19 protein-coding genes are annotated in these 17,651 nt (G+C 38.9%); 16 read left to right on the top strand and 3 right to left on the bottom strand.

The window, feature by feature from the left end:
• Window positions 1-113 precede the first annotated feature (113 nt).
• On the bottom strand, window positions 114-995 hold the full coding sequence (hslO, locus tag GAB14E_RS10595) for an Hsp33 family molecular chaperone HslO (protein ID WP_033082553.1): 882 nt from the start codon (window positions 993-995) through the stop codon (window positions 114-116).
• A 5-nt stretch (window positions 996-1,000) separates the two neighbouring features.
• The gene (locus GAB14E_RS10600) at window positions 1,001-1,405 is read right to left on the bottom strand and encodes a S4 domain-containing protein (protein WP_033082552.1); all 405 of its coding nucleotides are present in this window, start codon (window positions 1,403-1,405) and stop codon (window positions 1,001-1,003) included.
• A 264-nt stretch (window positions 1,406-1,669) separates the two neighbouring features.
• Here GAB14E_RS10600 and gspC point away from each other — a divergent pair, with 264 nt between their 5' ends.
• The 12 genes from gspC to GAB14E_RS10660 all read left to right on the top strand — a co-directional run bounded on the left by gspC (window position 1,670) and on the right by GAB14E_RS10660 (window position 13,769).
• Window positions 1,670-2,599 carry a type II secretion system protein GspC gene (gspC, locus tag GAB14E_RS10605; RefSeq protein ID WP_033082551.1) on the top strand — a complete coding sequence of 310 codons (930 nt, stop codon included), beginning with the start codon at window positions 1,670-1,672 and terminating at the stop codon, window positions 2,597-2,599.
• Window positions 2,600-2,709: 110 nt separating this feature from the next.
• Complete coding sequence (gspD, locus tag GAB14E_RS10610; protein ID WP_033082550.1) at window positions 2,710-4,797, top strand: type II secretion system secretin GspD; 2,088 nt, start codon at window positions 2,710-2,712, stop codon at window positions 4,795-4,797.
• On the top strand, window positions 4,797-6,326 hold the full coding sequence (gene gspE, locus GAB14E_RS10615) for a type II secretion system ATPase GspE (protein WP_033082549.1): 1,530 nt from the start codon (window positions 4,797-4,799) through the stop codon (window positions 6,324-6,326). Before gspD ends, gspE begins: the two co-directional genes overlap by 1 nt.
• A gap of 116 nt (window positions 6,327-6,442) precedes the next feature.
• Entirely contained in the window at window positions 6,443-7,684 is a 1,242-nt protein-coding gene (gene gspF / locus GAB14E_RS10620; RefSeq protein ID WP_033082548.1) for a type II secretion system inner membrane protein GspF, read from the top strand.
• 79 nt (window positions 7,685-7,763) lie between these two features.
• Window positions 7,764-8,195 carry a type II secretion system major pseudopilin GspG gene (gene gspG / locus GAB14E_RS10625; RefSeq protein ID WP_033082547.1) on the top strand — a complete coding sequence of 144 codons (432 nt, stop codon included), beginning with the start codon at window positions 7,764-7,766 and terminating at the stop codon, window positions 8,193-8,195.
• A 130-nt stretch (window positions 8,196-8,325) separates the two neighbouring features.
• Window positions 8,326-8,946 carry a type II secretion system minor pseudopilin GspH gene (gspH, locus tag GAB14E_RS10630; protein ID WP_033082546.1) on the top strand — a complete coding sequence of 207 codons (621 nt, stop codon included), beginning with the start codon at window positions 8,326-8,328 and terminating at the stop codon, window positions 8,944-8,946.
• Window positions 8,936-9,343, top strand: coding sequence for a type II secretion system minor pseudopilin GspI (gene gspI, locus GAB14E_RS10635; protein ID WP_052093707.1), 408 nt, complete (start codon window positions 8,936-8,938; stop codon window positions 9,341-9,343). The genes gspH and gspI overlap by 11 nt, the downstream gene beginning before the upstream one ends.
• Window positions 9,343-10,002 (top strand): type II secretion system minor pseudopilin GspJ, encoded by a 660-nt coding sequence (gspJ, locus tag GAB14E_RS10640; RefSeq protein WP_052093706.1) that lies wholly within the window; start codon window positions 9,343-9,345, stop codon window positions 10,000-10,002. Before gspI ends, gspJ begins: the two co-directional genes overlap by 1 nt.
• A gap of 3 nt (window positions 10,003-10,005) precedes the next feature.
• Window positions 10,006-11,121 (top strand): type II secretion system minor pseudopilin GspK, encoded by a 1,116-nt coding sequence (gspK, locus tag GAB14E_RS10645; RefSeq protein ID WP_033082545.1) that lies wholly within the window; start codon window positions 10,006-10,008, stop codon window positions 11,119-11,121.
• Window positions 11,121-12,482, top strand: coding sequence for a type II secretion system protein GspL (gene gspL, locus GAB14E_RS10650; RefSeq protein WP_033082544.1), 1,362 nt, complete (start codon window positions 11,121-11,123; stop codon window positions 12,480-12,482). The genes gspK and gspL overlap by 1 nt, the downstream gene beginning before the upstream one ends.
• Window positions 12,482-12,952: a type II secretion system protein GspM gene (gene gspM, locus GAB14E_RS10655; RefSeq protein ID WP_033082543.1), complete on the top strand. Its 471-nt coding sequence runs from the start codon at window positions 12,482-12,484 to the stop codon at window positions 12,950-12,952. The genes gspL and gspM overlap by 1 nt, the downstream gene beginning before the upstream one ends.
• Window positions 12,953-13,013: 61 nt before the next feature.
• Window positions 13,014-13,769 (top strand): type II secretion system protein N, encoded by a 756-nt coding sequence (locus tag GAB14E_RS10660; RefSeq protein ID WP_033082542.1) that lies wholly within the window; start codon window positions 13,014-13,016, stop codon window positions 13,767-13,769.
• Between the two features lie 23 nt (window positions 13,770-13,792).
• On the opposite strand, the gene GAB14E_RS10665 is transcribed toward GAB14E_RS10660, so the two are convergent.
• Window positions 13,793-14,752 carry a 1-aminocyclopropane-1-carboxylate deaminase/D-cysteine desulfhydrase gene (locus GAB14E_RS10665; RefSeq protein ID WP_033082541.1) on the bottom strand — a complete coding sequence of 320 codons (960 nt, stop codon included), beginning with the start codon at window positions 14,750-14,752 and terminating at the stop codon, window positions 13,793-13,795.
• 287 nt (window positions 14,753-15,039) lie between these two features.
• Between GAB14E_RS10665 and GAB14E_RS24150 the strand changes: the two genes are divergently transcribed.
• From GAB14E_RS24150 to GAB14E_RS10680, 4 genes are read left to right on the top strand one after another with little or no spacing between them, the layout of a single operon-like run.
• Window positions 15,040-15,984 carry a type IV pilus biogenesis protein PilM gene (locus GAB14E_RS24150; protein ID WP_156115734.1) on the top strand — a complete coding sequence of 315 codons (945 nt, stop codon included), beginning with the start codon at window positions 15,040-15,042 and terminating at the stop codon, window positions 15,982-15,984.
• On the top strand, window positions 15,974-16,576 hold the full coding sequence (locus GAB14E_RS10670; RefSeq protein ID WP_033082540.1) for a PilN domain-containing protein: 603 nt from the start codon (window positions 15,974-15,976) through the stop codon (window positions 16,574-16,576). Before GAB14E_RS24150 ends, GAB14E_RS10670 begins: the two co-directional genes overlap by 11 nt.
• Window positions 16,576-17,268 carry a hypothetical protein gene (locus GAB14E_RS10675; protein WP_033082539.1) on the top strand — a complete coding sequence of 231 codons (693 nt, stop codon included), beginning with the start codon at window positions 16,576-16,578 and terminating at the stop codon, window positions 17,266-17,268. The genes GAB14E_RS10670 and GAB14E_RS10675 overlap by 1 nt, the downstream gene beginning before the upstream one ends.
• The gene (locus GAB14E_RS10680; RefSeq protein ID WP_033082538.1) at window positions 17,261-17,635 is read left to right on the top strand and encodes a hypothetical protein; all 375 of its coding nucleotides are present in this window, start codon (window positions 17,261-17,263) and stop codon (window positions 17,633-17,635) included. Before GAB14E_RS10675 ends, GAB14E_RS10680 begins: the two co-directional genes overlap by 8 nt.
• Window positions 17,636-17,651 lie beyond the last annotated feature (16 nt).

The raw sequence follows: 17,651 nt of genomic DNA, 5'->3' as shown, positions 1-17,651 counted from the left end.
GGGTAAGGGGGTATGTAGGAGTTTTGTCTAGACATTAACTACCACTATGTGGAATAAGTGATAATTAATGTCGGGGTTTTTAACTAAATATTACTGAAAAAAATCTATTTTAATTAATGATTAACTTTCGAAATGAAACTTTGTAAGCTCAGTTCATCAAAGTCGTAAGTAGTAATGCAATAGTCACAGGTCATCGAAATTTTACCTTGTTCAGCTAAAATTGCCTTTATCTCACTTGGTTCTATTTGTGATATTGCTGATAAACATTTGTCAGCAGAACAACCACAAAGATAACTTACAGCTTGTGGTTCAAAAATATTAACTTTCTCTTGATGGTATAAACGATAAAGTAACGCTTCGGCTTCAAGTGAAAAAATCTCTTCACTTTTGATGGTATTGGTCAGCTGGCACAAATGTTCAAAGTCACTCTCTTGCTTAGCTTTATTGTCAGTACTACCGTCACCATCAGGCAACAATTGTACTAGGGCGCCAGCAACTTGCTTGCTGTGTTCATCATTAAACAACCAAACTTTAGTTGGAATTTGTTCTGACACGTCAAAGTAATGAGCTAAGCAACCAGCCAGATCATCTGCATCTAAAGCAACCACCCCCTGATAGGCTTCGCCAGCCTTAGGGCGTATGGTGATAATCATGGTGCCTTTGCCAATTAAAGCTTTAAGGCCATTTGCTTCACTAGCTTCTTCAGCATCAGCTATTTTGGCAATACCGCGCATTTGTTGGTTATTATTACCGCTAACAGACATATAACCAATTGGGCCATCACCTTGCAGCTGCACGGTGATATCACCTTCAAATTTTAAGGTAGCAGTTAAAAGACAGGTCGCGCTAAGTAATTCACCTAATAATTTTTCTACACCAGCAGGGTAATTATGATTCTTAACAATACTCTTAAAGCTACTACTTAATTGTACTAGCTCACCACGGGCATGGGCATCGGTAAATAGGTAGCGGTTTAATACATTGAATTGGCTCATGGTTGTTAGATCCTTTCCTTAAATTCACGCAGTTTTCTGCGTTGTTTTTTATCGGGCTTAGTATCGCTCGCTGGAGATAATAAAATACCTTGTTTACGTGCGAGGGCATTTCTTTCTCGGCTATCAATGCTTTGTTTGCTTTCTTGGTACAAGCTTTGCGCAAAAGTCGCATCTTGACGTTTATCAGCTAAGGCGATAACAGTAACTGCCTTTTCTTCAAACCCTTGACGAATTTTTATTATATCACCGATTGATACGGCTTTACCCGACTTAGTCCGTTGGCCATTGTAAAAGACTTTACCGCCATCGATCATCTGTTTGGCAATTGCACGGGTTCGGTAAAACCTTGCAGCCCAAAGCCATTTATCCAACCGAGTAGAACTATTTTCAGGTGTTTTATTTGTGCTCATAATAAACCTAGCAGGTGGAACTTTTATAAGTTGGTAATGTCTTAAAATGATTATAACAGTTGCTAATTCGCGAGTAGTAGCTTTTTTGTTACGATTTTATTTGTCGAATTAGCCCAAAAACCCTCGCAATGACTTGTTGCTTGGCTTGCGGTCAAGTATCATCCATGCATATGTAACATAAATCTAACAACTAGTACTTACTAAGTTTTTTAGAATTATTTAATAATAACAATAATATAAGTAGATATGATACTTCCCACTAACATGACAGAACTTACATCTTTACTTTCCCAACTCGGGCACAAACGAGTTGCGCAATTAGTGATGGCGGCATTGTTGGCATACATTGCTTATGTTGGTGCAACCATCACTTGGTCTGTAGTACCTCAGGCGCAGTCTAATCAGAACACTGCTTATGTCACAAACACTCGTGCTACTAACACGGCTAATACAAAATCGGTAGATGTTGCCAAGATACAATCCCTCAATCTTTTTGGTTTATATAACGAAAATGATATTGTTGAAGCTGAAGTTGAAATGTCTAATGTACCTGAAACCAAGTTAAATTTAACCCTGTCTGGCTTAGTGGCCAGCGATGATAAATCAATCGCAGCGGCAATTATTGAAAATCAAGGTAAACAAGAAACCTACGGTATTGGCGATATTATTACCGGTACGCGCGCCAACCTCGAAAAAGTACTGATGGATAGGGTGCTAATTAAACAGTCAGGTCGACTTGAAACCTTAATGTTAGATGGTTTTGATTATAGCCAGCCAGCGCAAAACGTAAAAAACAAACCTGCAGCTAAAAGATCTCAAACAAAAGTTGGTCCACATTCATCGCGTTCAGGTATTGTAGATAAACGAAATGATAAAGAATTAACGACGACCGCTAAAAGTCTACGTACTGAGCTCTCTCAAGACCCAGCAAAAATTGGTGATTATTTGCGTATTTCGCCTAAGCGTAAAGACGGCAAGATAATCGGCTACTCTCTTCGTCCTGGAAAAAAACCTGAGTTCTTTAAACAATCAGGACTAAAATCCGGTGACGTTGCAATAGAGATGAATGGCTATGACTTAATAGCGCCAGCACAGGCAATGCAAGCCATGGTTGAGATGAAAAAGGCACGTGATATTTCCTTATTAGTAAACCGCCAAGGTAGCCTCACTGAGATATTAATTAGCTTAGATTAAATAACTAAGTTAGCAGAATAATTAACGTAACAATAAAGCTATAAAATTATCTAGAAAGACTTTCTATTAAAGATTTTCGATTTAAAGGTAATAAAGCAGAGATAAACATAATGATGAAGAAGTTTTTATTAGTTTTAACGACAGCGATGGCATTTAATTATTTGTGTTTCGTTGGCCAAGCCAGTGCTGCACAATATTCCCCTAATTTTAAGGGCACTGAAATAGTCGAGTTTGTTACTATTGTTGGTAAAAACTTGAAGAAAACTATGATTATCGATCCTAATGTGCGCGGCAAAATTAATGTCCGCAGTTATGATATGTTAACCGAAGAACAATATTATCAGTTTTTTCTCAGTGTGCTTGAAGTATACGGCTATGCCGCCGTAACTAAAGACAACAATATTGTTAAAATCATTCGTAATAAAGATGCCAAAACCGCAGCCATTCCTGTTATCGGTGATAACAGTAATATCTTGGGTGATGAAATGGTTACCCGCGTTGTCGAAGTAAAAAACGTTACTGTTCGTGAACTAGTACCGTTATTACGACAATTATCTGATCAAGCCGGTGGTGGTAACGTAGTTAATTACGACCCAGCAAATGTCATTATGTTGACGGGTACCGCATCAACGGTTAACAGACTTGTTAAAATTATCGAGCGCGTTGATAGAGCAGGCGACCAAGCTGTTGAAATTATCAAGCTTAAATATGCTTCTGCCGGTGAAATGGTGCGCATTATTGAAGCGATGAATAAACCAAGTAGCGGCAAAGCCGGTCAACCCACTTTTTTAATTCCTAAAATTGTTGCTGATGATAGATCAAACAGCGTTATTGTTAGTGGCGAAGTTAAGGCGCGTGAGCGGGTAACACGTTTAGTTAAACGTTTAGACAGCGAGTTAGAAAGCAGTGGTAATACCCGTGTTTATCGTCTTAAATATTCAAAATCCGAAGATTTAGTTAAAGTCTTACAAGGCGTTAGTGACTCTATTTCCTCAGAAAGTAAGGGTACTAAAAGTAAAGCACGCAGCAGTAAGAAACGTGATGTTAGTATTGATGCGCACGAGTCAACTAATTCGCTAATCATTACTGCACAACCGGATATGTTACGCTCACTTGAAGCGGTAATCCGCCAACTAGATGTGCGTCGTGCACAGGTTTTGATTGAAGCCATTATTGTTGAAGTTTATGAAACTGATGGTGTTAGCTTAGGGGTGCAGTGGTATAACGAAGCCGGTGGTTTTACCCAGTTTACCAATGGCCCAGCCAGTATTTCTTCGGTTGCTGCGGGTGCTGAGGCAGCAGCGCCAACCAAAGGAGATTATGTCCCTGCGGAATACAATAGTGATAATGTATTGATAAAAGAAGGCTTTTATCAGAATGATACTAAAGGTGATTACAGCATTCTTGCTCAAGTATTGGGTAATGTTAGTGGCATGATGTTTGGTATCGCAAAAAATGATTGGGCTGCTATCGTACAAGCGGTAAGTAGTAATACCAACTCAAATGTTTTGGCTACACCGAGTATTACCACCTTAGATAACGAAGAAGCTTATTTTATTGTCGGTCAAGAAGTACCTATTATTACCGGTTCCACCAGCAGCAGTAATAATTCGAACCCATTTCAAACTGTAGATCGTCAAGAAGTAGGTATCAAGCTTCGTGTTACCCCACAAGTGAATGAAGGTAATGCAGTACAACTTACCATTGAGCAAGAGACTTCTTCGGTCAGCGGTAATACCGGTGTTGATATTTCTATTAATAAAAGAGAAATAAAAACCACGGTTATGGCTGATAGTGGCGCTACCGTCGTTTTAGGTGGTTTGATTGATGAAGATGTACAAGAAAGCGTGCAAAAGGTACCGATTCTGGGTGATATTCCATTTATTGGTCACTTATTTAAATCCACCACCAATACCACTCGTAAACGTAATTTAATGGTGTTTTTACGGGCCACTATAGTGCGCGATGCAGGTTTGATGGCTGAAATCAGTGAAAGTAAATATAACTTTATTCGCGCTGATCAAATTCGCAAACATGAAGAAGGTTTATCGTTGATGAGTAATGAAAATATGCCTATCTTACCGCAATGGCAAGACAAGTTGACCTTACCACCATCTTTTGAAGACTATCAAAATAAGCTTGAAGAAAAAAATATCGGTCTACCTAAGCCGCCAACAGTTTCAGAAGAAAAAGACTAATGGCAGATGAAGCAGAAGTAACTGCCATCGAAGAGGCTGAACAAGAGCAGCAGAGCAGTAATTGGTTATTACCATTCGCATTTGCAAATAGACACAACGTTTTAATCTCTACAGATGAGCAAAGTGGCGATTATATTCTGCATTGTTTAGCGGATGTTAATTTTGAGGTGATCTTAGAAGTACGCCGCATACTCAAAGCACCCTTTGAATTGGAGATTTCAGAGACCTCAGCGTTTGAATTATTGCTAACAAAAGCATATCAAAGAGACTCATCAGAAGCGCAGCAAATGATGGAAGATATTGGTAATGAAGTCGATTTGTACTCACTTGCCGATGAGTTTACTGAAAGTGAAGATTTGCTAGAAAATGAAGATGATGCGCCGATTATTAAATTAATCAATGCCATGCTCAGCGAAGCCATTAAAGAAAGTGCTTCAGATATTCATATTGAAACCTTTGAAAATACCCTGCAAATACGCTTTCGCGTTGATGGTGTGTTACGAGAGGTACTTAAACCGAATCGAAAACTCGCCTCGTTATTAGTCTCTCGAATTAAAGTCATGGCAAAACTCGATATTGCCGAAAAGCGTATTCCACAAGATGGTCGTATTTCATTGCGTATTGGTGGTAGAGCCGTTGATGTACGTGTTTCAACTATGCCAACGGGTTATGGCGAACGTGTGGTATTACGCTTATTAGATAAAAATGCTGCTCGTCTAGATTTAAAAGATCTCGGCATGACAGATACAAACCGTACTAACTTCTCAACCCTGATTGAAAAACCGCACGGTATCATATTAGTTACCGGGCCGACAGGCTCGGGTAAAAGTACCACGCTCTATGCGGGTTTGATGCAAATTGATGCCAAAGAACGTAATATCTTAACCTGTGAAGACCCGATTGAATATTCTATTGAAGGCATAGGTCAAACCCAAGTTAATACTAAGGTTGATATGACTTTTGCTCGTGGGTTGCGCGCCATTTTACGTCAAGATCCTGATGTTGTTATGGTCGGCGAAATTCGTGATTTAGAAACAGCACAAATTGCTGTGCAAGCCAGTTTAACTGGTCATTTAGTTTTATCTACTTTACATACTAATACCGCCGCAGGTGCTATCACCCGTATGGAAGATATGGGCGTAGAGCCATTTTTGCTGTCTTCAAGTCTATTAGGCGTATTAGCACAGCGTCTTGTGAGAACCCTCTGTCGACACTGTAAAGAAAGTCACCTGCCTGATGGTGAAGAACGTCATTTATTAGGGTTAGCTGATGATAATAGCAAAATAATTCATCGCGCCGTTGGTTGTAAAGAGTGTGGTTTTAAAGGTTATCGTGGTCGAATGGGTATTCATGAATTGTTACCTGTAGATGAGAAAATTCGAGAAATCATTCACAATGGTCACGGTGAACAAGCGATTGAAAAGTACGCACGTAAAGCTAATGCAAGTATCCGCCAAGATGGTTTTGATAAAGTAATGCTTGGACAAACCACCTTAGAGGAGGTGTTACGTGTTACTCGTGAAGATTAACTCATCGATACGTAATTGTACTTTATGAAAACATATAACAATTCAGCGAATTATAACTTCGACAATTTTCGATTTAATAAACATAGATTCAATAACTATAGATTTGATAATTAATCATGGCAGCATTTGAATACCAAGCGGTAGATAACCGTGGTAAAACTAAAAAAGGCGTTATCGAAGGAGATACGCCAAGACAAGTGCGTGGTTTATTACGTGACCAAGGTTTAATGCCAATTGAGGTTAACGCTACCTCAGGCAAAGGTAACTCGGCAAGTGAGAAAGCAGGCTTTAGTGCAAGCTTTGGTCAAAGTGCTGGTGGTAAAGTATCGGCAGCAGAGTTAGCACTTATCACTCGCCAGCTAGCAACCTTAGTAGAATCTGGTTTACCTTTAGAAGAGTCTTTAATGGCCGTTGGTGAGCAATGTGAAAAGAACCGCATTAAAAGTATGATCATGGGTGTGCGTACCAAAGTTACCGAAGGTTATGGCTTATCAGAAAGTATGGCGGAATACCCTAAAGTATTTAACCGTTTATATCGGGCTATGGTTGCTGCAGGTGAAAAGTCAGGGCACCTTGATAAGGTACTTAATCGTTTAGCTGATTATACTGAACAACGTCAACAGATGCGCTCGCAGCTTATTCAAGCGTTGGTTTACCCTATTATTATGACGGTAGTTGCGGTCGGTGTAATTGCTATTTTATTAACCGCGGTAGTTCCAAAAATTGTTGGCCAGTTTGAACACATGGGTGAGAATTTACCTGGAACCACACAATTTTTAATTGCCAGTAGTGATTTTCTGCGTGACTATGGTTTAGTGCTAGTGATACTGGTTGCCGCACTCATGTTGTTGTTTTCACAGCTATTGAAAAAGCCTGATTTTGAAATGGCTTTTCATAAATATTTGTTGCGCATACCTGGCGTTGGTAAAGTAGCTCGAGGTATTAATACCGCACGTTTTGCTCGCACCTTAAGTATCCTGACAGCCAGCGCTGTGCCGTTACTGGAAAGTATGCGTATCTCTGGTCAAGTTCTCGATAATTTATATATAAAAAAACAAGTAACAGCTTCTACCGATAGGGTTCGTGAAGGGGCTAGTTTACGTGTGTCATTGGAACAAACAAAATTGTTTCCGCCTATGATGTTGCATATGATTGCCAGTGGTGAAAAAAGTGGTCAATTAGAGCATATGTTAGGTCGTGCTGCTGACAACCAAGATAGAGAGTTTGAAGCTTTAGTGAGTATTTCATTAAAAGCGTTTGAACCTGCGCTTATGGTAGCAATGGCAGGCGTGGTACTTTTTATTGTTATGGCAATTCTACAACCAATTTTGCAGCTTAATAGTATGGTCGGCGGTTAAGAGTTATTTGAAATTTCATAGGTGTATAGTGGTAAACCTGCTGTTGAAACCTCAATTTATCAGACGTTAGGAAAGTAATATGAATATGAAAAAAGCACAAGGTTTTACTTTATTAGAAGTTATGGTGGTTATCGTTATTCTAGGTATTCTCGCTAGCATGGTGGTGCCTAATTTAATGGGCAGCCAAGAGCGCGCTAACATGCAAAAAGCGATATCAGATGTCACGGCACTAGAGACATCTCTGAGTTTATATAAAATGGATAACTATGATTATCCAACTACAGAACAAGGTTTAGAGGCTTTAGTTGAGCAAACGGATATTGAGCCAGAGCCACGCCGTTTTCCTGAAGATGGATATATTAAACGTTTACCAAAAGATCCTTGGGGCAATGAGTACGTCTTATTAAATCCAGGTGAGCAGAGTAGAATGGATGTGTTTTCAGTGGGACCAGATGGTGAAGCTGGCACAGAAGATGACATAGGTAACTGGAATTTAGGCGACTTCCAATAGGTAATAGCTGACCTTATTGCTGTAAAACTAAATTAAGGCGTCAAAGGTACTTAGTGACTAGCGTCAACTCCGTGCAATAGCCTTTAAATTTAATTTTACAGCTTCAAGCTCAATCATTACAGGTGACCTTATGAAAAAACTATCGGCATTAACAATTAAACAACATGGCTTTACCTTAATTGAGGTGATGGTCGTTGTGGTGCTGATCGGTCTGATGGCTAGTTTGGTGCAATTCAATTTTTCTGGGAATAATCCTGAAGATAAGTTGAAGTATGAAAGTGCGAGGTTTGCTGCAATTTTTGAAGTGGCTGCGGATTATGGCATGCTCAACAATATTGAATTGGGCTTAATCGTTAAAAAAGATAGTTATCAATTTCTTGGATACGACGGTACTCAATGGACAGAAATTCCTGAGCAAGATTGGCAAGCCAATGTGACGGTTCCAGAAGACATCGAATTGAGTTTAGAGCTTGATGACCTACCCATTGATGAACCCATGCTTTTTGACTCAGATACTTTTAAAGAAAAAGATGAAGATGACTTCACCTTATCGTCAAAAGAAGAGCAAGAAGAAAAAATAATTCCACAAGTTTATATTCTCTCTGGTGGTGACCTAACACCTTTTAGTGTCACTTTTCGGTTAAATGAAGAGTTAGCTTATGTCGAAGGCATTGAAGACTTAGCCTATAGGGTTACTGGTATATATAGCATCCCATTAACCATTGAGGGGCCGGTGCTTGATGATGATTAAAGTTAACCTAGCTAGAAAAGCTAAACAGCTCAAGCAAAGTGGTTTTACCCTACTTGAAGTCATGTTAGCTATGGCTGTTTTTGCTATTGCTGGGGTGGCACTGCTCGGTGTTGCCGATAATAATTATCGTCACATTAGTCATCTAGAGGAACAAATGTTCGCTAATTGGGTCGCCTCCAATCAATTAGTCGAAGTAAGCTTAGATAAAACTTGGCCACCAAAAAATAATCGTAAAGGTAAAGTCGAAATGGCGGGTAGGACTTGGTATTGGCAACAAAAAGTGATTAAAACCACCGATAAGGAATTGCGTTCCTTAGTGATGGAAGTACGATTAAGCGAGGATGACGAGTTAGTAAGTGCTAGCTTGATGACTTACCTTGCTCAGGATAAACCCTGATGAAATTAAATACTTGCCAAGCTAATGCTAGAGCTAAAACTAGCCAGTATGGCTTTACCCTACTTGAAGTGCTAATCGCCATTGCTATATTTTCAGTGGTCAGCTTAGCTAGCTTTACCATTTTTGATACAGTGTTGCGTGGTGATGAAAATTCAAAATTACGTAGTGATAGACAGAATGAATTACAGCGTGCTTTTTTATTGATGGAGCGAGATTTCACCCAAATAGCGAAGCGCAGCATGCGGGTTAACGGTGAGGCGCCGAGTAATAGCTTTCTACAAACTGCAGATGATAGTTTTTTAGAAGATGAACAAGCCATCGCCTTTGTACGTAATGGTTGGACTAATCCAGGTTTGTTGTTACCACGAAGTGATATGCAAAATGTCGCCTACCGAATCGAGGATGAAACCCTACAACGATTGCATTATAACTTTGTTGATGCTGTTGTTGGTCAAGAGCCAAAAATTAGGCCGTTAATAACGCAAGTGAAGAGTTTAGCCTTTGAGTATTATGATGGTAAGAATTGGCAGAAAAAATGGTCAGGAAGTACTTTACCGCAAGCTATAGCCATTGAAATTGAAACCGAAGATTATGGTCTGATCCGTCGTCAATTCTTGGTGGCTGGTGACCTTTCAGCTGATGATAAGACTAAGACCTAGCTTATGACTATTAAACTCATCTCAGCCAAGTATGATAGAGCAAGTCAGCGAGGTGTCGCATTAATTACCGTGATGTTGATTGTCGCATTATGTTCAATTATTGCCGCGCAGATGACCACACGTTTACAAACACAAATGCAACGCAGTACAAATATCAGTTTTAATCAACAAGCATACTGGTATGCTTTGGGCGCTGAAGCATTTACTAAAAGAGTACTAATTAAAGCTTTTAAGGATGAGCCCAAAGTTACCCATCTTGAGCAAGTTTGGGCCGAAGAAGGCAGTACTTATCCCGTCGACTTTGGTGAAATAAGTGGCGAAATATCAGATTTACAAAGTTGTTTGAATCTTAATGCCCTACACCCTAAGGCAAAAACAAAAGACCAGGCTGGTGATAGTGACTCTGGAAAATCTTCTAATTCGTCAAAAGATGACAGTAAAGATGACAGTAAAACGGCTCCGACCGCGCCATCGAGTAAATCGGGTAGCGATAAACAATTACCCGCAGCAACGGTATTAGAAGCACTGATTGTTAACTTAAATGTAGAAGGCATTGGCAATTTTGAAGCAGAAGCCATGGTTAATGCGTTAACGGACTGGCTTGATAGTAATGATATGATAACGGGGGCTGGAGGCGCTGAAGATAATGACTACGCCTCACGAGAATTCCCTTATCTTGCTGCCAATAGTTATTTGGGCAGTGTTAACGAGTTAAGGTTAATTGAGCACTTTACTCCAGCAGTAATTTTGGCGTTAACACCTTATGTATGTGTATTGCCTCAAAATGCTCAGCATCTAATTAATATCAATACTTTAGACGCTGAAAAACCTGAGTTACTACAAGCTTTGCTTGATTCAAGTCTCAGTGATGCGCAGGAAGTATTGAGTGCAAGGGATAGCTCAGGTTATGAAAAACTAGATGATTTTTACCAATTGCCTGAATTAAGTAAGGTTAAAATGGAAAAATGGCAAAAGGCGCAGTTTGTGATCGATAGCGAATATTTTAAGCTAAAAGCGAGCGCGCGTTTCAACAATAGCTACTTTGCTATGAGCTCAATAATGAAAGTTAATGAGACCCAACAAATTCAAGTAATTAGTCGTACTATAGGACGTAACTAGTGACAGAAACATTATTTATCCGTCTGGGAAGTCAAGCACACGATATCATTCATTGGTTGGTAGTGTCTGAGATTAACAGCAATGAACAAGAAATTATTGCTAGCGGAGAGCTAAAAGGTGCTGAGCAGTTAAGTGAACTTACTGACAAAGCAGAACGTAGACAGGTGAAGGTCTTGGTACCCGGTTGCGATGTACTGCTAAAGTCATTAAATGTACCGGCAAAATCTTCACGGGCGATGCGCCTAGCAGTACCCTATATGTTAGAGGATAACTTAGCTGAAGAAGTTGAGCAGCTATTTTTTGCTTATGCTGATTTAAAGAGTGATATTCAGGGTAATAATTGCTTTACCGCCATTGTGGCTCATAAGCAGATGCAACAATGGCTGTTATGGTTAGCAGAAGCTGGCATTGAAACCTTGTTCATCTTACCTGATGTTTTGGCTATGCCATTCATGGACGGAGGCTGGAGCGCAATAGCTATAGGAGATACTTGCACAGAGCAAGTTATTGTTCGTCAACATAATTGGCAGGGATTTGTTTTAGATACCAATATATGGCAACTGCAATGGCAGGCTTTTAATGCTGAACAAACAGCGGATGAACAAAAGGATGGCGAGCAGCCATATAAAAGCGTAGCAATAGAAGCATATTCCCAATTAGCTCATAGTGATTCACTGACGGTAACACAAATGCCAGAGGAGTTGCCTTTAGCGCTAATGGCTAAAAACTATGGCAGTCAATTAAATCGATTTAATTTACTGCAAGGGCAGTACAAAATTAAAGAATCCCGTAATAATGTCTCAAAACAATGGTTATGGGTGGCAGGCGTTGCTTTATTCGCCTTATTGCTTAATTTAAGTCATAAGGGTGCACAACTTTGGCAGCTTAATGCTGAGCAGGATAAAGTACAGCAAAGTATTATTAGCGAATATAAAAAAGCTTTTCCCAAAACGAAAAGAGTGCGTGTTTCCACTATCAAGTCGCAATTAAATCGAGAATTAGCTTTATTGGGTGGAGTAAGTGATCAACAAGGCTTTTTAGCAATGTTAGCTAGAGTACAACCAGCCTTCGCTAAGGTGCCTGCGTTAAAACCAGAGACGTTAAAGTTTGATGGCAAACGCCAAGAGCTACGGATTCAAGCCACAGCAAAAGATTATCAAGCCTTCGAGCTGTTTAATGTGGCACTCGCTACAGCGAATTTGACCGTAAAGCAAGGTTCACAAAATAATCAAGGTGATCTGGTGACAGGCTCTTTTAGCATATCGAACAAAACAGCTAATAAGACAACTAATAAAACAAAAAGTAAAAGAAAAGGTACCGCTAAGCAGCGTAGTAATAAAAATAATAAGGAAACATCATAATGAAAGCATGGTGGCAACAATTAAATAGTCGAGAGCAGCGTCTTGTCGCGGCAATGGGACTTGCTTTTATGGTTTTTATTTTTTATAGCGCGATCTGGCAACCATTAAATAATAGTTTAACTGAAGCGAATAGTAAGTTAGTTAGACAGCAACAATTATTATCTTGGGTACAAGAAAATACTGCATTATATCAGCAAGCAAAACGGTCAAGCGGTAAGCTAAACCTTAGCGGTAGCATATCAAGTGTGGCTAACCGTAGTGCCAAAAATTATAAACTAACTATTACCCGTATGCAGCCTCAGGGCGATGATTTACAAGTATGGATAGACAGTACTCCTTTTACTCAGTTACTGTTTTGGCTAGAGCATCTAGCAAACAATGAAGGCTTAAAAGTAAAGGCTATTGATCTAAGTCAGGGTGACAATACTGGCGAAGTAAAGGTACGTCGCTTACATCTTGCTAGATTATAAATATTGCAATTAGCTAATATTAATTGAAGCGCTGTTGAATTAAAGAAGATAGAGAGATTAGATGAAGAAGTGGTTTGCTTTTACAGCAATTTTTTTGAGTAGTTATTTAGTGTTTTTAGTGGTAAAAGTACCACTAGCCTTAGTGATAAATACTATTGAACTGCCTAAAAATATTAAAGTAGACGGTGTCTCCGGCTCAATATGGCAAGGTGAGATTGCTCAGTTCACCGTAAACAACAATCAAGTTAGGATAATTAAAACTCAGCTTAGCTTTTGGTCATTGTTAACCTTTTCACCGACAGTAGCCGTTAGTTTTGGTGATCCTGTGTTAGCAGGCCCTGAAGGGAGATTCATTTTAACGCTTTCTTCCCAACAACTGTTACTCAATGACGTTGAGTTATTTTTGTCAGCCAATGATATTGCCAAACAATTGCCTCTGCCTATTCCTGTTACGGCGCAGGGCAATGTTGAATTAGCGTTTACTGAACTAAGTCTAAACATTGCTGATAAGTTAACTTGTGAGCAAGCACAAGGCCAAGTTACTTGGTTGCGCTCGGGTATCGTTGCCTTAGACTACAACATTAAAATTGGTAGTGTTAAAGCTGATATCTATTGTGAGCAAGGTGACTTAATGGCTAAGGTATTACCGAAAAACAACCTTGGTTTGAGCTTTACCACACGATTATCTTTAGCCCAACAAAAAGCCTCTGGACAAGGTTATTTAAAGCCTGGCGCTAAATTTCCCGCCCAGTTAAAATCAGCCTTGTCGTTGCTTGGCCGCCCTGATGGGCAAGGTCGTTATCCACTAAAGTTTTAGCTGCATAAAATTAGGTCTAGCATCTAATACAAGGGCGCCCTTGGAGGAACAGGCCAATCTTCAGCGTTAAGTCGACCTTGTTCAATCATGCCACCTAACCCTTGTAGTCCACCGGTATGTAATAATATTATCCTCTCACCTTGTTTAAAATAACCTTGCTCTAATAAATCAAGCAAAGCTAAAATCATCTTACCAGAATATACCGGCTCGAAGGTCACGCCGGTTTGCTGATTAAATTCAATGATGCGATTGCTGTCATTTTCACTAAATTTTCCATAACCACCACGGTGAAAATTTGTTAATAATTGCCAGTTATCATGTTTTTTGCCTTGAACTGTAAGTAACTGCTTAATTTCCTCTATTAAATAATCCGCTTGTTTTAAAACAGCTACCCCTAAAATTTGGTGGTGTTGACTATTGGCGACACTATCTCCTGAAATCAGGCCCGCTAAAGTACCGCCACTACCTACTGGAGTCATCAATGTATCGAAATCAGTTTGGCTATTTAATTCTGTTAATATCTCCGCTACACCTGGGATAGCAAGGCTGTTGCTGCCGCCCTCGGGTATAATAAAGTGTCGAGGGTAAAGCTCATTAAGCTCAGTATAAAACTCAGTCTCAAAACGGCGACGATAGGTTTTTCTATCAACAAAATGACACTGCATACCCCAGTGCCTAGCCCAAGATAAAGTGAAGTTGTTTTGATAGCGTTCTTCCCCTCGAATGATGCCAATACAGGGAATGTTTGCTTGTTTGCAGGCATAGGCAAAAGCGTGGATATGGTTTGAGTAACTACCGCCAAAAGTTAACGCGCCTTGGCAGTGCTTATCTTTTAGTTGCTTTAGGTTATACTTTAATTTTCGCCATTTATTACCAGAGATTATATTATGCAGTAAATCATCTCTTTTAACTTGTACATCAACTTTATATTTATCAAAAATCGGGTGATGTATTTTGTGTGTTATTGACAAAGGTTTGAACATAATATGACTGTTTTGATACTGATTAATAACAACTTTGTGACTAAAAAAAGTAAGGTAACTGATTGTCGTAACTTTTTTTACTTGTATTTATTGTTACTAATAAATAATTTTTATATGAAAATAGTTAAAGAATAATAATGCTTTTATTAACTTAAATCACTAATAAACTTAGTTAATACTTCACAGTAATGCTTGCTCTGTGAGCGTAACAAGGGGTAAGATTACAAACAATTTTAGCTATCATGCGATATTGCCGATAAATGTCATTTTTAACGAAAATAAGTCAAATGTTTGCAAAAAATAAATCGAGTCAACGTCTTGGTATTGCTTTTCAGCAGCAGGGTGTCTCCTTATGCTCGGTCCCTGTACAAGCAAGCGATGTTACTGCTGGCGATAATATCAGCGCTAAAGTGCTCTTTCAGCATGAAAAGACCAGCTCAGCAAATTTTTCAAAAACTATTCAAAAGTTACATGACGATTTTGAGCTTAGCGGAGATGCTAATATAGTGCTAAGCGAAGCACAATCGCAGGTGGTACAAGTAGACAAGCCAAACTTACCCGAAAATGAAATAAACAGTGCTTTAAAGTGGAAAATTAAAGATTTAGTCACTATTCCACCTGATAATATGGTGTTAGATTATTATGATGCACCAGTACTTGCGGGTGGTAAGAAAAAAATTAATGTGGTTTGTGCACCAAAAGATGAATTAAGAATACTTGTCGCAGCGACAGAGCAAGGCTCGGTGAAAATTAGCAAAATTACTACACAAGAGTTTGCTTTTGCTAATTTATTAGTAGCCAAAAATGAAGCCAATTTATTGGTCTGTCAGCAACCAAATGAAGAAATCACTTTATTAATAGTTAAACAAAAAAAGATTTACTTTCAGCGCCGTTTGCGTGGTTTTGCTCAAATAGGCAGTAAAACAGCGGAAGAGTTATCATTCTCGATAATTGATGATATCAGCCTAGAAATTCAACGGTCTACTGATTATTTTGAACGTCAACTCAAACAAGCTCCGATCAAAGAGATTAAAGTACTCTTGCCGATAAAACTTGAAAATGTATTTATAGAAAAATTGGCAGAAAATTCTGCTGTGCCGGTTAGTTTGCTTGAAATACCCAGTCCGTATCATCAACATCGAGAATTTGGCGCAGCAATCGGCGCTAGTTTAGAGGATATTGCCGACACCAAAGAAGCCGAAGTGTTAGCAGGAGTCCCTTATGACAGCTAAACATAGTGTTAATTTATTACACGCTGAACTTTATCCAGAAAAGCAACTATTAACATTAACAAGCGTTGCAACAGCTTGGCTTGTACTGTTGGCTTTTATGGGGATTTGGACTGCCTTCACTGAGATGAATTTCAAGCAGTCAGCAGAAAAACATAATGGTTTATTAAAACAACAGCAACAAAAATCTATACTCGCTAAGCAATTAGAATCACAATTGCAGACCAGAAAGATATCGCCTGCTTTAAAGAAAAATCTCAATACTATCAAACTAGTGATGCAACATAAGGATGCATTGCTTAATAAGTTAACCGATTCAAATGAGACTTTTGCTGGTGGTTTTGTCATGGCGATGAATGATTTGTCAGCAATGCATCACAAGGATATTCGATTACAAACTATTCGCATTAACGCTAAAGAGATGAGTTTTACCGGATTAGCTCGAACTCCTCAAGCTGTGCCAGCATGGTTGGCCGGTTTTAAAAATTCACGCTTATTATCAGGTAAAGCTTTTGTGCATTTTAAGCTTGTTAAAAATGAGCAAAATATTACCGAGTTCGTCGTCAGCTCAGCACCGACAGAAGGTGAAAGTTAATGAAGCAACAATGGCAAGAATATAGTGATAAATTTCTACAACTAACCATTCGAGAGCAATATTTACTGTTGTTCACAGGTCTAGTGGCAATATTTTTTATTATTTCATATGTTTTTATTGATGATAAAATGGCCAAGATAACAACGTATGATAAGCAAAGCCGCGCGATGACGTCAGGCAATCAGGCACTTGGTTTTTCTATAGCTGAATATGAAAGAGCACTGAAAAAAGACCCAGATCAAGATGTTGTTAAACAAATTGCTCACCTTGAGGTGAAGCTTGCCAAAATAGATGAACAATTAGTGAGTTTAACCACTGATTTAATCAGCCCTAGTGAAATGCGAGAAGCGCTACTTAAACTACTGAAATTAGAGCCGGGCGTATCACTATTATCTTTTGAGCTGATTGGGGCAAAACCGCTATTAGATTTATCTAAAAACCAAAAGAACTCGACTGCTGGAAATACCAGGACTACATCAGAACTACATGGCTTAAATCTATATAAACATGGTATTAAAATCACCTTGTCAGGAAAGTATTTTCAATTGCGAAATTACCTTAGCCAGTTAGAGCAGTTATCGTGGAAGTTTTTTTGGCAAGATTTTCAATTTGAAGTCAAAGAGTACCCAAACAGTGAAGTAGAAATAACTATATACAGTTTAGGATTAAACAAGGAGTTTATTGGTGTTTAAAGCTCATAATAATTTGTTTTTAGCTTCAAGTATCATTGTGGTGATAACACTACTACCTTCATCTATTTGCCAAGCTGCGGATACTGATCCAACTAGACCTTTTGGCGTCAGTGGTACAGGTGATAATAATGCACTAAAACGTGATGGTGGTTTTGTCTTAAGCTCAATTATCCACGGTGATGGTATTCACACAGCTGTTATCAATGGCAAAATTTACAAAATGTTTGACTATATTGGAGAGTACCGCATCACGGCAATTAATAGTCATAGCGTGATCTTGCGCAGTAAATCGAAACGTTTAAAAATTAATATTTTTAAACAGAAAGGTTTTAAAAGTAACGTAATAGAAAACACGGTAGCTAACTAATGATAAAAACAAGCCC

The organism is Colwellia psychrerythraea (assembly GCF_000764185.1).
GTDB classification, from domain to species: Bacteria; Pseudomonadota; Gammaproteobacteria; order Enterobacterales; family Alteromonadaceae; genus Colwellia; species Colwellia psychrerythraea_B.
The sequence above is the reverse complement of the archived record's forward strand: the minus strand, read 5'-3'. Positions and strand labels throughout refer to the sequence as shown.

Excerpts from the sequence above, each read along its gene's own strand:
- GAB14E_RS10660 (WP_033082542.1), top strand. The coding sequence starts at position 13,014 with ATGAAGAAGTGGTTTGCTTTTACAGCAATTTTTTTGAGTAGTTATTTA.
- gspM (WP_033082543.1), top strand. The coding sequence starts at position 12,482 with ATGAAAGCATGGTGGCAACAATTAAATAGTCGAGAGCAGCGTCTTGTC.
- gspK (WP_033082545.1), top strand. The coding sequence starts at position 10,006 with ATGACTATTAAACTCATCTCAGCCAAGTATGATAGAGCAAGTCAGCGA.
- gspE (WP_033082549.1), top strand. The coding sequence starts at position 4,797 with ATGGCAGATGAAGCAGAAGTAACTGCCATCGAAGAGGCTGAACAAGAG.
- gspC (WP_033082551.1), top strand. The coding sequence starts at position 1,670 with ATGACAGAACTTACATCTTTACTTTCCCAACTCGGGCACAAACGAGTT.
- gspI (WP_052093707.1), top strand. The coding sequence starts at position 8,936 with ATGATGATTAAAGTTAACCTAGCTAGAAAAGCTAAACAGCTCAAGCAA.
- gspD (WP_033082550.1), top strand. The coding sequence starts at position 2,710 with ATGATGAAGAAGTTTTTATTAGTTTTAACGACAGCGATGGCATTTAAT.
- GAB14E_RS10665 (WP_033082541.1), bottom strand. The coding sequence starts at position 14,752 with ATGTTCAAACCTTTGTCAATAACACACAAAATACATCACCCGATTTTT.
- hslO (WP_033082553.1), bottom strand. The coding sequence starts at position 995 with ATGAGCCAATTCAATGTATTAAACCGCTACCTATTTACCGATGCCCAT.
- gspH (WP_033082546.1), top strand. The coding sequence starts at position 8,326 with ATGAAAAAACTATCGGCATTAACAATTAAACAACATGGCTTTACCTTA.
- GAB14E_RS10600 (WP_033082552.1), bottom strand. The coding sequence starts at position 1,405 with ATGAGCACAAATAAAACACCTGAAAATAGTTCTACTCGGTTGGATAAA.
- GAB14E_RS10675 (WP_033082539.1), top strand. The coding sequence starts at position 16,576 with ATGAAGCAACAATGGCAAGAATATAGTGATAAATTTCTACAACTAACC.
- gspJ (WP_052093706.1), top strand. The coding sequence starts at position 9,343 with ATGAAATTAAATACTTGCCAAGCTAATGCTAGAGCTAAAACTAGCCAG.
- gspF (WP_033082548.1), top strand. The coding sequence starts at position 6,443 with ATGGCAGCATTTGAATACCAAGCGGTAGATAACCGTGGTAAAACTAAA.
- gspG (WP_033082547.1), top strand. The coding sequence starts at position 7,764 with ATGAATATGAAAAAAGCACAAGGTTTTACTTTATTAGAAGTTATGGTG.
- GAB14E_RS10670 (WP_033082540.1), top strand. The coding sequence starts at position 15,974 with ATGACAGCTAAACATAGTGTTAATTTATTACACGCTGAACTTTATCCA.
- GAB14E_RS24150 (WP_156115734.1), top strand. The coding sequence starts at position 15,040 with ATGTTTGCAAAAAATAAATCGAGTCAACGTCTTGGTATTGCTTTTCAG.